General features: G+C 71.2%; 12 protein-coding genes and 5 tRNA genes. 12 read left to right on the top strand and 5 right to left on the bottom strand.

Annotated features, from left to right (window positions below):
- Positions 1 to 87: 87 nt before the first annotated feature.
- From purL to purS, 3 genes are read right to left on the bottom strand one after another with little or no spacing between them, the layout of a single operon-like run.
- Entirely contained in the window at positions 88 to 2352 is a 2265-nt protein-coding gene (gene purL / locus ACWD4A_RS33340) for a phosphoribosylformylglycinamidine synthase subunit PurL (RefSeq protein ID WP_451199858.1), read from the bottom strand.
- Complete coding sequence (gene purQ / locus ACWD4A_RS33335) at positions 2349 to 3029, bottom strand: phosphoribosylformylglycinamidine synthase subunit PurQ (protein ID WP_451199855.1); 681 nt, start codon at positions 3027 to 3029, stop codon at positions 2349 to 2351. Before purQ ends, purL begins: the two co-directional genes overlap by 4 nt.
- Complete coding sequence (gene purS / locus ACWD4A_RS33330) at positions 3026 to 3280, bottom strand: phosphoribosylformylglycinamidine synthase subunit PurS (protein ID WP_130878754.1); 255 nt, start codon at positions 3278 to 3280, stop codon at positions 3026 to 3028. The genes purQ and purS overlap by 4 nt, the downstream gene beginning before the upstream one ends.
- A gap of 323 nt (positions 3281 to 3603) precedes the next feature.
- On the opposite strand from purS, the gene ACWD4A_RS33325 reads away from it, so the two are divergent.
- The 10 genes from ACWD4A_RS33325 (at position 3604) to ACWD4A_RS33280 (ending at position 8692) form a co-directional block, all read left to right on the top strand.
- The gene (locus ACWD4A_RS33325) at positions 3604 to 3921 is read left to right on the top strand and encodes a histone-like nucleoid-structuring protein Lsr2 (RefSeq protein WP_451199854.1); all 318 of its coding nucleotides are present in this window, start codon (positions 3604 to 3606) and stop codon (positions 3919 to 3921) included.
- A gap of 143 nt (positions 3922 to 4064) precedes the next feature.
- Positions 4065 to 4136 (top strand) — tRNA-Gly (locus tag ACWD4A_RS33320).
- A 57-nt stretch (positions 4137 to 4193) separates the two neighbouring features.
- Positions 4194 to 4265 (top strand) — tRNA-Gly (locus ACWD4A_RS33315).
- Positions 4266 to 4321: 56 nt separating this feature from the next.
- Positions 4322 to 4393, top strand: a tRNA-Gly gene (locus tag ACWD4A_RS33310).
- Between the two features lie 78 nt (positions 4394 to 4471).
- Positions 4472 to 4544: transfer RNA gene (locus ACWD4A_RS33305), tRNA-Gly, on the top strand.
- A gap of 191 nt (positions 4545 to 4735) precedes the next feature.
- Complete coding sequence (locus ACWD4A_RS33300; protein WP_451199853.1) at positions 4736 to 5731, top strand: ABC transporter ATP-binding protein; 996 nt, start codon at positions 4736 to 4738, stop codon at positions 5729 to 5731.
- Positions 5731 to 6513, top strand: a complete 783-nt coding sequence (locus ACWD4A_RS33295; RefSeq protein WP_451199851.1) for an ABC transporter permease — start codon at positions 5731 to 5733, stop codon at positions 6511 to 6513. Before ACWD4A_RS33300 ends, ACWD4A_RS33295 begins: the two co-directional genes overlap by 1 nt.
- A 30-nt stretch (positions 6514 to 6543) precedes the next feature.
- Positions 6544 to 7914, top strand: a complete 1371-nt coding sequence (locus ACWD4A_RS33290) for a sensor histidine kinase (protein WP_451199849.1) — start codon at positions 6544 to 6546, stop codon at positions 7912 to 7914.
- Positions 7915 to 7991: 77 nt separating this feature from the next.
- Positions 7992 to 8585 carry a response regulator gene (locus ACWD4A_RS33285; protein WP_451199860.1) on the top strand — a complete coding sequence of 198 codons (594 nt, stop codon included), beginning with the start codon at positions 7992 to 7994 and terminating at the stop codon, positions 8583 to 8585.
- Between the two features lie 34 nt (positions 8586 to 8619).
- Positions 8620 to 8692 (top strand) — tRNA-Gly (locus ACWD4A_RS33280).
- Between the two features lie 52 nt (positions 8693 to 8744).
- Here ACWD4A_RS33280 and ACWD4A_RS33275 read toward each other — a convergent pair.
- Positions 8745 to 10133 carry an ATP-binding protein gene (locus ACWD4A_RS33275; RefSeq protein ID WP_451199847.1) on the bottom strand — a complete coding sequence of 463 codons (1389 nt, stop codon included), beginning with the start codon at positions 10131 to 10133 and terminating at the stop codon, positions 8745 to 8747.
- On the bottom strand, positions 10130 to 10822 hold the full coding sequence (locus ACWD4A_RS33270) for a response regulator transcription factor (protein WP_451199844.1): 693 nt from the start codon (positions 10820 to 10822) through the stop codon (positions 10130 to 10132). Before ACWD4A_RS33270 ends, ACWD4A_RS33275 begins: the two co-directional genes overlap by 4 nt.
- A 210-nt stretch (positions 10823 to 11032) precedes the next feature.
- On the opposite strand from ACWD4A_RS33270, the gene ACWD4A_RS33265 reads away from it, so the two are divergent.
- Entirely contained in the window at positions 11033 to 12217 is a 1185-nt protein-coding gene (locus ACWD4A_RS33265; protein WP_451199842.1) for a UDP-N-acetylglucosamine--N-acetylmuramyl-(pentapeptide) pyrophosphoryl-undecaprenol N-acetylglucosamine transferase, read from the top strand.
- A gap of 29 nt (positions 12218 to 12246) precedes the next feature.
- Positions 12247 to 13257 (top strand): SDR family NAD(P)-dependent oxidoreductase, encoded by a 1011-nt coding sequence (locus tag ACWD4A_RS33260; RefSeq protein WP_451199840.1) that lies wholly within the window; start codon positions 12247 to 12249, stop codon positions 13255 to 13257.
- Positions 13258 to 13403 lie beyond the last annotated feature (146 nt).

Raw genomic sequence — 13403 nt, 5'->3', positions numbered from 1 at the left:
GCTCGCCCGGGTCGGGAAGGCCGCCTCGGGCGCGCTCGGCGAGGTCGCCGTGGCCCCGCGCGCGGGGGGCGGAGCCCCGGCAAGGACTTACGCCAGGATCGCCGGGATCGTGGCCTCATGCGCGGAGCGCAGTTCGTCGAGCGGCAGCTCGAAGTGGCCCTGGAGGTCGATCGATTCACCGTCCACGACACCGATCCGCACGGCCGGCAGGCCCCTCGCCCCGCACATGTCCGAGAAGCGGAGCTCCTCGCTGCGCGGCACGGAGACGACGGCGCGGCCGGCCGACTCGGAGAAGAGGAAGGTGAACGCGTCCAGCCCGTCGGGCACGACGAGCCGCGCCCCCTTCCCGCCCCGCAGGCAGGACTCGACGAGGGCCTGGACCAGACCGCCGTCGGAGAGGTCGTGCGCGGCGTCGACCATGCCGTCGCGCGAGGCGGCGATCAGGATCTCGGCGAGCAGTTTCTCCCGCTCCAGGTCCACGGCCGGCGGCAGGCCGCCGAGGTGGTCGTGGATGACCTGCGACCAGGCGGAACCGCCCAGTTCCTCGCGCGTGTCGCCCAGGAGGTAGAGCAGCTGCCCCTCCTCCGGGAACGCCATCGGCGTACGGCGGTCGACGTCGTCGATGACGCCGAGCACCGCGACCACGGGGGTCGGGTGGATGGCGGTCTCGCCGGTCTGGTTGTAGAGCGAGACGTTGCCGCCGGTGACCGGCGTGCCGAGCGTCAGACAGCCGTCGGCCAGACCGCGGGTGGCCTCCGCGAACTGCCACATGACGGCCGGGTCCTCGGGCGAGCCGAAGTTCAGGCAGTTGGAGATGGCCAGCGGACGGGCGCCGGTGGCGGCCACGTTGCGGTAGGACTCCGCGAGCGCCAGCTGCGCGCCCGCGTACGGGTCGAGCTTGGCGTAGCGGCCGTTGCCGTCCGTGGCGACGGCGACACCGAGGTTGGTGTTCTCGTCGATGCGGACCATGCCGGAGTCCTCCGGCTGCGACAGCACCGTGTTGCCCTGCACGAACCGGTCGTACTGGTCGGTGATCCAGGACTTGGACGCCTGGTTCGGCGAGGAGATCACCTGGACGACCTGGCGGCGGAGGTCCTCGGCGGTCGCCGGGCGCGGCAGCGCGTTGGCGTCGTCGGCCTGGAGGGCGTCCTGCCAGTCCGGACGGGCGTAGGGACGCTCGTAGACGGGGCCCTCGTGCGCGACCGTGCGCGGCGGCACGTCGACGATCTGCTCGCCGTGCCAGAAGATCTCCAGCCGTTCGCCGTCGGTCACTTCACCGATGACGGTGGCGATGACGTCCCACTTCTCGCAGATCTCCAGGAAGCGGTCGACCTTGCCGGGCTCGACGACGGCGCACATGCGCTCCTGCGACTCGCTCATGAGGATCTCCTCGGGCGAGAGGGTCGCGTCGCGCAGCGGGACACGGTCGAGCTCGACCCGCATGCCGCCCGAACCGGCGCTGGCCAGCTCGCTGGTGGCGCAGGACAGGCCCGCGCCGCCGAGGTCCTGGATGCCGTCGACCAGGTCCTCGCGGAAGATCTCCAGGGTGCACTCGATGAGGAGCTTCTCCTGGAAGGGGTCGCCGACCTGGACGGCGGGCCGCTTGGCCGGTCCGGTCGAGTCGAAGGTCTCGGAGGCCAGCACGGAGACGCCGCCGATGCCGTCGCCACCGGTGCGGGCGCCGTAGAGGATGACCTTGTTGCCCGCGCCGGACGCCTTCGCGAGGTGGATGTCCTCGTGCTTCATCACGCCCACGCACAGCGCGTTGACCAGCGGGTTGCCCTGGTAGCAGGCGTCGAAGACGACCTCGCCGCCGATGTTGGGCAGGCCCAGGCAGTTGCCGTAGCCGCCGATGCCCGCAACGACGCCCGGCAGGACGCGCTTGGTGTCGGGGTGGTCGGCGGCGCCGAAGCGCAGCGGGTCCATGACGGCGACCGGGCGGGCGCCCATGGCGAGGATGTCGCGGACGATGCCGCCGATGCCGGTGGCCGCGCCCTGGTAGGGCTCGATGTACGAAGGGTGATTGTGCGACTCGACCTTGAAGGTGACCGCGTAGCCCTGGCCGACGTCGACGACACCGGCGTTCTCGCCGATGCCCACGAGCAGGGCGCCCCCTCCCGGTGTATCGGCCTCGGGGGCCTTCTCACCGAACTGCCGGAGGTGGACCTTGCTGCTCTTGTACGAGCAGTGCTCGGACCACATCACGGAGTACATGGCCAGCTCGGCGCCGGTGGGACGGCGGCCGAGGATCTCGCGGATGCGCGCGTACTCGTCCGGCTTGAGCCCGAGTTCGGCCCACGGCTGGGCGTCGTCCGGGGTCTGGCCGGCGTGCTTGACGGTGTCGAGAGTCATGCGTTGACCAGCTTCTTCAGGATCGAGGTGAAGAATCCGAGGCCGTCCGTGCGGCCGGTGCCGATGAGCGGCTCCACCGCGTGCTCGGGGTGCGGCATCAGACCGACGACATTGCCCGCGGCGTTGGTGATGCCGGCGATGTCGCGCAGCGAGCCGTTGGGGTTGCCGTCGAGGTAGCGGAAGGCGACGCGGCCCTCCGCCTCCAGCTCGTCGAGGGTCCGCTCGTCGGCCACGTACCGGCCGTCGATGTTCTTCAGCGGGACGGAAATCTCCTGGCCCGCCTCGTAGTCGGACGTCCAGGCGGTGTCCGCGTTCTCCACCCGCAGCTTCTGATCGCGGCAGATGAAGTGCAGGTGGTTGTTGCGCAGCATCGCGCCGGGCAGCAGGTGGGACTCGGTGAGCACCTGGAAGCCGTTGCAGATGCCGAGGACGGGGAGGCCCTCACGCGCACCCTCGACGACCTTCTCCATGACGGGCGAGAAGCGGGAAATGGCACCCGCCCGCAGATAGTCGCCGTAGGAGAAGCCGCCGGGCAGGATCACGGCATCGACCTGTTTGAGGTCTTTGTCGCGATGCCACAGCGATACGGGCTCGAGTCCGGCGATCCGTACGGCCCGCTGGGTGTCGCGGTCGTCCAGAGTGCCGGGGAAGGTGATGACTCCTACACGAGCGGTCATCGCGCTTCCCCGTCGACCTTCACGGTGAAGTCCTCGATCACGGTGTTGGCGAGAAACGTTTCCGCCATCTCGTGGATGCGGGCGAGGGCGGCCTCGTCGACCGGGCCCTCCACCTCGAGTTCAAAGCGCTTGCCCTGACGGACGTCGGCGATCCCCTCGAAACCCAGGCGTGGCAGCGCGCGCTGCACCGCCTGCCCCTGCGGGTCGAGGATCTCCGGCTTGAGCATGACGTCGACTACGACGCGTGCCACTGGCACTCCCGGTGTGTGGTGCGTGAGCTGAAGCGGTGAGGCCAGAGTACAGTCCCAAAAAATCTACGCGCATAGATATGGCGCGCCATCTGTTACGTTCACGCATCGGGTCAGGAAGAATCCAGGGAAAATCCCGGGAAAAATGTACGCTCCTGATTGTCACCTGATTGTCAAGGGCCACGCCGGGAGAATTAACCGGGCTTCCATTTCCAATGGCCTTCGTTGTACAAATGAATAATCATTGATCCGGAACCATCCGAACCATCCGAACCTTGCGGCACCGCAGCTGACCGCGGTGCCGCCCGCCGAAAGGACCGATATTCGTGGCACAGCGCGTAGTGGTCACGCTTTCCGATGACATCGACGGCGGGGACGCCGCGGAGACGGTCCTCTTCGGCCTCGACGGCAAGTCGTACGAGATCGACCTCAACACTGCCAATGCGAAGAAACTGCGCACGGCCCTCTCGCGCTACGTGGAGGCCGGGCGCAAGCAGTCCCGCTCGGGGAAGGTCTACCGGCGGACGTCGGTCGCGCCCGACCCGTCCGCGGTGCGCGCGTGGGCCCGCTCCCACGGCATGGACGTCCCGCCGCGCGGCCGCATCCCGAAGCGGGTGTACGAGGCCTTCAACGCGGCCGAGTGACCGCCGGCGGACCATCGACGGACCGACGGCCGGCCACCGGACGACCGTCGGCCGACCGAGTTGCCAAGCACCCCCGTTGATCAGCTAGAGTTTGGATCACGCCGAGGGGAACGGACGGGAAACCGCCGGGACTTCGGGGTCATGCGGGTGTAGCTCAGTAGTAGAGCGCCCTCTTTCCAAGGGGGAGGCGCAGTGTGCGATTCCTGTCACCCGCTCTGATCGTTCCGACGGTCGATCCATGTACGTGGACCGGCCGCTCGTGACGACACCATGCGGGTGTAGCTCAGTAGTAGAGCGCCCTCTTTCCAAGGGGGAGGCGCAGTGTGCGATTCCTGTCACCCGCTCTGATCGTTTCCACGGTCGTCCCACCTCGGTGGACCGGCCGCGCGTGACGAGTCATGCGGGTGTAGCTCAGTAGTAGAGCGCCCCCTTTCCAAGGGGGAGGCGCAGTGTGCGATTCCTGTCACCCGCTCTCATCACGTACCGACCACTCCTGTGAGTCCGGTACAGTGGTGTTCGCACCGCCCGGTGGAAGCCGGTCGGCAGCAATGCGGACGTAGCTCAGTTGGTAGAGCACCACCTTGCCAAGGTGGATGTCGCGAGTTCGAGTCTCGTCGTCCGCTCTTCTGATGAAGGCCCTGGTCTTATGGACCGGGGCCTTTGTCGTGTTCCCCTTTCGTGTTCCCGCGCCTTCCCGCGTCTTCCCGCGCCTCCCCTCACCTTCCCTCGCCTTCCCGTGTCGCATGACATACGTCATCCGAGGTCATGACAGCTCGCACTGATCTCCGGGCCGATCGGCCGGGAGCCTTGAGACATGGACATCGGGGAGAGTGTGATCGACGTCTCGGGGCTGCGCCGTCGCTACGGCCCGGAGGGCGAGAAGGGTTTCGAGGCGGTGCGGGGGGTCTCCTTCACCGTGGGGCGCGGCGAGTTGTTCGCGCTGCTGGGCACGAACGGGGCGGGCAAGACCTCCACGGTCGAGCTGTTGGAGGGCCTGGCCCGGCCGTCCGGCGGGCAGGTGCGGGTGCTGGGGCACGATCCTTACGAGGAGCGGTCCGCGGTCCGGCCGCGGGTCGGGGTGATGCTCCAGGAGGGCGGCTTCCCGTCCGACCTGACCGTCACGGAGACGGTCCGGATGTGGGCGGGCTGCACCAGCGGAGCGCGGCCGGTCGAGGAGGCGCTCGGTCTGGTCCGGCTCACGGCCCGCGGCGATGTGCGGATCAAGCAGCTCTCCGGCGGTGAGCGGCGGCGGCTCGACCTGGCGCTGGCCCTGCTCGGCAGGCCCGAGGTGCTCTTCCTCGACGAGCCGACGACGGGCCTGGATCCGGAGGCGCGGCACACCACCTGGGAGTTGGTGCGCAAGCTGCGGGAGGACGGCACGACAGTGCTGCTGACCACCCACTATCTGGAGGAGGCGGAGGCCCTCGCGGACCGGATCGCGATCATGCGCGAGGGGCGGATCGTGGCGTCCGGGGCGCCCGGTGAGGTGATCGGCTCCTATCCGGCCCGGATCCGCTTCGCGATGCCGGTGGGCTGGTTCGTGGGCGATCTGCCCCCGCTCGCCGAGCTGGGCGTCGAGCGGCACGAGGAGGCCGCCGGCCGGATAGAGCTCCAGACACGGGAGTTGCAGCGGACGCTGACCGGGCTGCTGCTCTGGGCCCGGGAGAAGGACATAGAGCTCGAAGGGCTGGACGCGCGGACCGCTTCCCTGGAGGAGGCGTTCCTGGCCATAGCGGGCGTGGGCCCGGATACGGATGCGGGTGTGGTCGCGGGCGCCGGAGTGGGCGCCGCCGCGAGGAGGGGTGAGTGATGGCGATGGCCACGACGATATCCACGGCGGGATCGCGGGTGCTGGCGCTGGGGCGGGCGGAGCTGACGCTGCTCGGGCGGAGCAAGACCGCGCTGTACATGGGGCTGCTGATGCCCGCCGTGATGGTCTACGCGATGCACGGCGCGATCGCCAAGGTCGATCTCGACAAGGCCGGGATGTCGGTCGCCGAGGTGTCGGTGACCGGAGGCTTCGGCTTCGTGCTGATCCTCGCCGTCTATCAGAACCTGGTCACCGCCTATGTCGCACGGCGGGAGGAGCTGGTGCTCAAGCGGCTCCGCACGGGCGAGGCGAGTGACACGGAGATATTGGCGGGCACAGCGATACCGGCGGTGCTCGTGGCACTCGCCCAGTGCGTCCTGCTGGTGGTGGCGGGCGTCGCCTGGCTGCGGCTGGGAGGGGTGGCCCGGCCCGAACTGCTCCTGGCCGGGCTGGTGTTGGGCGTGGCCCTGTGCGTCACACTGGCCGCGGCCACCGCGGCCTGGGCCAAGTCGGTCGAGGGAGCGCAGTTCGTGACCACTCCCCTGTTCCTGATCTCGATGGCGGGCTCGGGTCTGGTGGTGCCCCTGGAGGCGCTGCCGGACAGCGTCGCGCAGATATGCCGGCTGCTGCCGCTGACCCCGGCGATGGAGCTGATGCGCGATGGCTGGCTCGGCGGGATGAGCGCCGCCGACGCCCTGCGGGATGTGCTGACCGCGTTGGTCTGGGTGGCGTTGGGCGTGTTTGCTGTACGGCGATGGTTCCGCTGGGAGCCGCGGAGGTGAGCCTGCCGAGTGGCGGGTGATCGACAAGCGATGGGGGGCACGAACGTGGGCAAACGACTGCGGGAATGGCGGAGCTGGAGCAGGGTCGCCCAGGTCGATTTCTATTCGCGGATGACCATCTGCGTGGTCCCCTTCCTCTTTCCGCTGTCCAATGGGACCCAACTGCTGAGCGGCTCCCGGCCGCTGGGGTGGCTGCTGTTGGGGATCTGCGTCGTCCACTGCGCGCACCACGTCACGCTGGCCCGGCGGTGTCTGGACCACTATTTGTGGAAGCGGCCCGCGCCGTGGTGGGGGGTGGCCGTCTCCGCGGTGCTGTTCCTCGCCTTCGTGGTCGTCTTCGTCGTCAAGGTCCGGGTCGAAGGGCTGACGTACATCACCACTTCGGCCATGATGCTCCAGGCGGGCGGGCTGATCGTGTTCGGCTCGTTCAGCACTCTGGTCCGGATCCGCCGGTATCTCGCCGTCTGTGTGCTGGCGGCGGTGGTGCTGGGTGGCGGGGTCCTCCTGGCGGGCGGGCAGCCGGCGGGGGCGTTCGTGGTGACCCTGTTCACCGTGTTCACCGGGGTGTGGAGCCTGACCGTGATGCGCACGTCGGCGTGGATGCTCTCCGTGCTGTGGGAGCTGGAGGCGGCCCGTACGGCGCAGGCGCGGCTGGCGGTCGCGGAGGAGCGGCTGCGGTTCTCGCGCGACATGCACGACGTCATGGGCCGCAACCTCGCGGTGATCGCGCTCAAGAGCGAGCTCGCCGTGCAGTTGGGGCGGCGGGGCTCCCCCGCGGCGCTGGAGCACATGGCGGAGGTCCAGCGCATCGCCCAGGACTCGCAGCGCGAGGTCCGGGAGGTGGTGCGGGGGTATCGGGAGGCCGATCTTCGCACCGAGCTGATGGGTGCCCGGGGCGTGCTCGCCGCGGCGGGCATCGACTGCCGCATCGACGACGCGGTGGGGGACGGTCTGCCGCAGCCGGTGCAGTCGGCGCTGGCCTGGGTGGTCCGCGAGGCGACGACGAATGTGCTGCGGCACGCGGACGCGGGGCGGTGCGCGATACGGCTGCGGGCCGTGGAGGGGACGGCGGTGCTCGTCATGGAGAACGACGGCGTGCCGGACCGGCGCCCGCGGGAGGGTTCCGGCAGCGGTTCGGGCGGCGGTTCGGGCCTGGCGGGGCTGCGGGAGCGGCTGGACGCACTGGGTGGCACGCTCGACGGGGAGCGCCCCGGGGCGAAGACGTTCCGTGTGACGGCACGGGTCCCGCTGGCCGGCAGGGGGACGTCGGACTCCATACGCCCCTTGGATGCCGTGGACGCCGTGGAGTCCGTGGACGCCGTGGACGGGGGTGCGCCGGGGGGCGAGGGCGGTGCGCACCGTACGGTGGCCGCCGGTGCGGGTCTTGGAGGGGAAGCGTGACGGACGGCCTGGGGGCGAGTGGTGTGGACGGGCCGGGGGCGGGGGGCGTCAACGGAGGGCCGGGTCCCGTACGGGTGATGCTGGCGGATGACGAGCATCTGATCCGGGGGGCGCTGGCCGCGCTGCTCGGGCTGGAGGACGACCTCCAGGTGGTGGCGGAGGCCGCTTCGGGTCCGGAGGCGCTGGCCATGGCTCGGGCGCACCGGCCGGATGTCGCAGTGCTGGATCTTCAAATGCCAGGGGCCGACGGTGTGATGGTGGCCACATCGCTGCGGGCCGAACTGCCGGACTGCCGCACCATGATCGTGACCAGTCACGGCCGTCCCGGGCATCTGAAGCGGGCGTTGGAGGCAGGGGTGCGGGGGTTCGTCCCGAAGACGGTTTCGGCACAGCGGCTCGCCGAGATCATTCGGTCGGTGCACGCGGGAAGCCGTTATGTGGACCCGGAGTTGGCGGCGGACGCGATCAGTGCGGGTGATTCGCCGCTGACCGCGAGGGAGGCCGAGCTGCTGGAGCTGGCGGAGGACGGGGCGCCCGTCGCGGAGATCGCGGAGCGGGCCTCGCTGACGCAGGGGACGGTCCGGAACTACCTCTCGTCGGCCGTCGCGAAGCTCGGTGTGGAGAACCGTCACGCGGCAGCGCGCATCGCACGCGCTCAGGGTTGGCTATAGTGGTTCCCGCACCGCACGAGAGCGCGGGGCGAATGCGGACGTAGCTCAGTTGGTAGAGCACCACCTTGCCAAGGTGGATGTCGCGAGTTCGAGTCTCGTCGTCCGCTCAGAGTTCGAAGGCCCCGGTCGTCATGACCGGGGCCTTCGGCGTTCCCGGGGCTAGCCGTTGGGGAAGCCGAGGCGGAAGCGGGCGCCGCCGGTCTCGGCCCGTTCCGCTGTCAGCTCGGCGCCGTGGGCGCGGGCGATCTGGCGGGCCATGGCGAGCCCGAGGCCGGAGCCGGGGAGGGCGCGGGCCTGCCGGGAGCGGTAGAAGCGGTCGAAGACGTAGGGCAGGTCCTCGGTGGAGATCCCGGGGCCGTGGTCGCGGACCGTGAGGTCGAGGCCGTGGTCCGTGCGTTCCAGCCGGACCTCGACCACGGCGCCGGGCGGGCTGAACTTGGCCGCGTTGTCGAGCAGGTTGGACAGCAGCCGGGCGAGGCGGGCGGGGACGCCGGGGACGGTGACGGGGCCCGCCGAGTCCAGGTCGGCGGTGAAGGGTGTGCCGGGCCAGTGGCCGCGGGCGGCGGTCACGCAGCGCGCGGCGAGCAGATCGAGGCGGACCTGTTCGACGAGTTGCTGGGGCTCCTCGTCCCTGGCGAGTTCGATGAGGTCGTTGACCAGGCCGGTGACCTCGCGGAGCTGGCGGCCCAGGGCGGCGGAGGCCCGCTCGCGCTGGGCGGGCGAGAGCCGTTCGGCGCGGGCGAGCAGTTCGGCGTTGGTGCGGAGCGCGGTCAGCGGGGTGCGCAGTTCGTGGGAGGCGTCGGCGACGAGCCTGCGCTGGGCGGCGACGGCCTCCTCCAGCTCGCCGAGCATGGTGTTGAAGCTGGTCGCGAGGCGGGTGATCTCGTCCTGGCGGCGTGCCTCGTAGGGCGGCAGCTCGATGCGGTGTGCCGGGTCGCGGGTGGCGGCGATGCGTTCGGCGGTGGCCGTGAGCCGGGTGACGGGCCGCAGGGACGCGCGGGACGCGAAGTAGCCGAGCCCCGCCGCGAGCAGGACGCCGGCGCCGCCGACCCCGGCGAGGAGCAGCCCCGCCTGCCGTACGCCCTGGTCGACCGTGTCGGAGCGGGCCGCGACCTGCAGGGCCCGGCCTTCCCTGATCCGGGTCGTGAACATCCGCATGTCCCGGCCCTTGAGGTTGATGTTGCTGTAGTACTCGCCGAGGGTGCCCTCCGCGACGCGGCGGGTGGCCCCGGTGACGGGCAGCACCAGGCGGCCCTGGCCCGGCGCGGCGGGGTCGGCGGGGACGATCTGGGCGCAGGCCGGGGCCGCGAGCCAGTTGCACTCGCCGTAGAGGACGCCGGTGTCGGTGATGCCGGGGTTCTGCTGCGCCATGATCCCGGCCTGCTGCTTCAGCTGGAGGTCGAGCTGCCGCACGAGCTCGTAGCGGATGACGACGTACGAGGCGGCGAGCGCCCCGAGCGCGACGACCGCGACGGCGGCGGAGGTGACCAGGGCCAGCCGGGCGCGCAGGGGCCTGCGCCCGAGGAGCCGGGCGCGCAGGACTCTCACCGCTCCGCCAGCCGGTAGCCGACGCCGTGCACGGTGTGCACGAGGCGGGGTGCGCCGCCCGCTTCCAGTTTGCGCCGCAGATAACCGACGTAGACGGCGAGGGAATTGGAGTCCGGGCCGAAGTCGGTGCCCCAGACGAGTTCCTGGATGACCTCGCGGGGCAGTACTTGTCCCGGGTTCCGCATCAGCACTTCCAGCAGGGCGAATTCGGTGCGGGTGAATTCGAGCGGGATGCCGCCGCGCCTGCCCGTGCGCGTCTCCGGGTCGACGACGAGGTCGGCGAAGGCCAGTTCGGCGCTCTCCTCGGCGGGTTCCACGGGGGCCGCGCGGCGCAGCAGCGCCCGGAGCCGGGCGAGGAGTTCGTCCAGGGCGAAGGGTTTGACGAGGTAGTCGTCGGCGCCCGCGTCCAGGCCCGCGACCCGGTCCGCGACGGCGTCGCGCGCGGTGAGGACGAGCACGGGCGTGCGGTCGCCGACGCCGCGCAGCCTGCGGCAGACGGCGAGCCCGTCGAGTACCGGCATGGCCAGGTCGAGGACGATGGCGGCGGGCGGGTCGGCGGCGACGGCGGAGAGGGCTTCCAGGCCGTCGGCCGCGGAGCGCACCGTGTAGCCCTCCACGGTGAGGCCGTCCACCACCGCGGCTCGTACTTCGGGGTCGTCGTCGACGACCAGTACGGTCGGCTCGCCCATTTCGCCTCCGGCGGGGTCGTTCTGTGTGCTCCACCTTTTCAGAGTGAGTCTGAGAACGTTCTTAGGTGCGGACGGCTTTGTTCCCCGGCCCCGCCCCTTCCCGGCTGTGTCGATTTGCGGCTCCGCCGCGTGGGGGCAGGCCCCCGGACCCCGTTTTCCGTGCGCCGGCGGCTTAGAACCCTCTTAAGGATCAGCGCCAGGCTGCGCCGCATGGCAAACGCACACGACACGCTTTCCGTGGTCGTCGGAGCGGGCGGTACCGGCGGGCACATTTATCCCGGGCTGGCAGTCGCGGACGCGATAACGCGCGCCGTGCCGGGCGCGGTCATCAGTTTCATCGGAACCGAACGCGGGCTGGAGACCCGCCTGATCCCGGGGGCCGGATACCGGCTGCACACGGTCGACATGATCCCGTTCGACCGTTCGCTGGGGTCGCGCCGCTTCCTGCTGCCCGCGGACCTGGTGCGTTCCGGCATGCAGGCGCGGCGCGTCATCGAGGAGCAGGGTGCGCAGGTCGTCGTCGGCATGGGCGGCTACCCCAGTGCCCCCGCGGTGCTCGGCGCGCGGATGGCGGGGCGGCCCGCGCTCGTGCACGAGTCCAACGCGGTGCCGGGCCGTGCGAACCGGTTCGCCGCCGCGCTGACCCCGCATGTGGCCCTCGCCTTCGACCGGACCCGCGGCCATCTCGCCGCCCGCGCCGGTGCCCGCGCCGAGACGGTGGGGATGCCGCTGGTCGGCGCGGTCGCCGGGCTGGACCGGGCGGCGCTGCGCGGGCCCGCCCGGCAGGTGTTCGGGGTGCCCGACGGGGCGCGGATGCTGCTGTTCAACGGCGGCAGCCTCGGTGCCGCCCGGCTCACGGAGGCCGCGGTACGGCTGGCCGCGTGCTGGCGCGGGCGCCGCGACGTCCATCTGGTGATCAAGACCGGGCCGAAGGCACTGGAGGAGACCCGGGCCCGGCTGGCCGCCGAGGGCGGCGACCGCGTCGCCACCGCGGTCGGCTACCTGGACCGGATGGACCTCGCCTACGCCGCCGCGGACCTCGTGGTGTGCCGTGCGGGTTCGGCGACGGTGGCGGAGCTCGCGAGCGTGGGGATGCCCGCGGTCCTGGTCCCGTACCCGCACGCGCCCCACGACCACCAGACGCACAACGCGCGGGTGCTCTCCGACGCCGGGGCGGGGCTGCTGCTGCCCGACGCGGAGACGGACGGCGACCGGCTCGCCGAACTGATCGGGCCGCTGCTCGCGGACCCGGCGCGGCTGGCCGCCATGGGTGCGGCGGCCGATCCGGGCACACACGCGGTGGCCGCGGAGCTGATGGCCGCCTGGGTGCTGCGCCTCGCCGGGCACACCGCCGCGCCGCCGACGGCCGGCCCGTCCGGGCTGCGCGCCGCGTGACGACTTCCCACCTCCGAAAGGAAACCCTCATGTCCACGACTCCCCACTCGCAGAGCTGGCACGGCCGTACCGTCCTCGTCACCGGGGCGGAGGGCTTCATCGGGTCGACGCTCGTCGACCTGCTGGTGGAGCGCGGTGCGCGCGTCCGGGTGCTGGTGCACTACAAGCCGTACGCCGAGCGCGGCCATCTCGCGCGCTACCTCGGGCCCGGCTCGCCCGTCGAGACGCTCGCCGGGGACGTCCGCGACGCCGGGCGGGTCATGGACGCCGTCGCCGGGTGCGACACCGTCTTCCATCTCGCGGCGCTGATCGGCATTCCGTACAGCTATGCCTCGCCGGAGGCGTACGTGCAGACCAATGTGGCCGGTACGGAGAACGTTGCGGCCGCCTGCCGCCGCCATGGTGTGCGGCGCATGGTGCACACCTCGACCAGTGAGGTGTACGGGACGGCGCTCACCGTTCCGATCCGTGAGGACCATCCGCTGCAGCCGCAGTCGCCGTACTCCGCCTCGAAGATCGGCGCGGACATGCTGGCGCTGTCCTACGCGCACTCCTTCGACCTGCCGGTCACCGTCGTGCGGCCCTTCAACACCTACGGCCCCCGGCAGTCGGCGCGGGCCGTGATCCCCACGATCCTCGCGCAGTTGCACTCCGGCGCGGACGAGATCCGGCTCGGATCGACCACGCCGACGCGGGACTTCACCTATGTCACGGACACGGCGGAGGGGTTCCTGGCGCTCGCCGACTGCGACCGGGCGATCGGGCACGCCGTCAATCTCGGGACCGGCCGCGAGATCGCGATCGGCGATCTCGCGGAGTCGCTGATCCGGGCGTCGGGACGGGACGCCCGGGTCGTCGTGGACGAGGCGCGGTTGCGGCCCGCCGGGAGCGAGGTGGAGCGGTTGCTCTCCGACAACTCGCGGGCGCGGGAGTGGGCGGGGTGGGTCCCGCGGGTCTCCTTGGCGGAGGGCCTGGCTCTGACGTCGGACTGGGTCCGGGACAACCTGCGGCTTTTCGCGGCGGACCGCTACCAGGTGTGAGACCCCGGCTGCGGCGCCGTTGCCTCCCCCAGCTACCGCTGGGAGGTGCCCCCAGCGGCGGGAGCGGCCTGCGGCCGCGTCCTCAAACGCCGGACGGGCTGAATGTGCGGACCGTAGTCAGCAATTTCAGCCCGTCCGGCGTAGCC

The sequence above is a fragment of the Streptomyces sp. NPDC002537 genome, from assembly GCF_053594975.1.
Note: the sequence above shows the minus strand (reverse complement) of the source record. Positions and strands in the feature narration are given on the sequence as shown.

Coding starts and splice junctions, on each gene's coding strand:
- purL (WP_451199858.1), bottom strand. CDS start 2,352: ATGACTCTCGACACCGTCAAGCACGCCGGCCAGACCCCGGACGACGCC.
- purQ (WP_451199855.1), bottom strand. CDS start 3,029: ATGACCGCTCGTGTAGGAGTCATCACCTTCCCCGGCACTCTGGACGAC.
- ACWD4A_RS33300 (WP_451199853.1), top strand. CDS start 4,736: ATGGACATCGGGGAGAGTGTGATCGACGTCTCGGGGCTGCGCCGTCGC.
- ACWD4A_RS33295 (WP_451199851.1), top strand. CDS start 5,731: ATGGCGATGGCCACGACGATATCCACGGCGGGATCGCGGGTGCTGGCG.
- ACWD4A_RS33290 (WP_451199849.1), top strand. CDS start 6,544: ATGGGGGGCACGAACGTGGGCAAACGACTGCGGGAATGGCGGAGCTGG.
- ACWD4A_RS33285 (WP_451199860.1), top strand. CDS start 7,992: ATGCTGGCGGATGACGAGCATCTGATCCGGGGGGCGCTGGCCGCGCTG.
- ACWD4A_RS33270 (WP_451199844.1), bottom strand. CDS start 10,822: ATGGGCGAGCCGACCGTACTGGTCGTCGACGACGACCCCGAAGTACGA.
- ACWD4A_RS33265 (WP_451199842.1), top strand. CDS start 11,033: ATGGCAAACGCACACGACACGCTTTCCGTGGTCGTCGGAGCGGGCGGT.
- ACWD4A_RS33260 (WP_451199840.1), top strand. CDS start 12,247: ATGTCCACGACTCCCCACTCGCAGAGCTGGCACGGCCGTACCGTCCTC.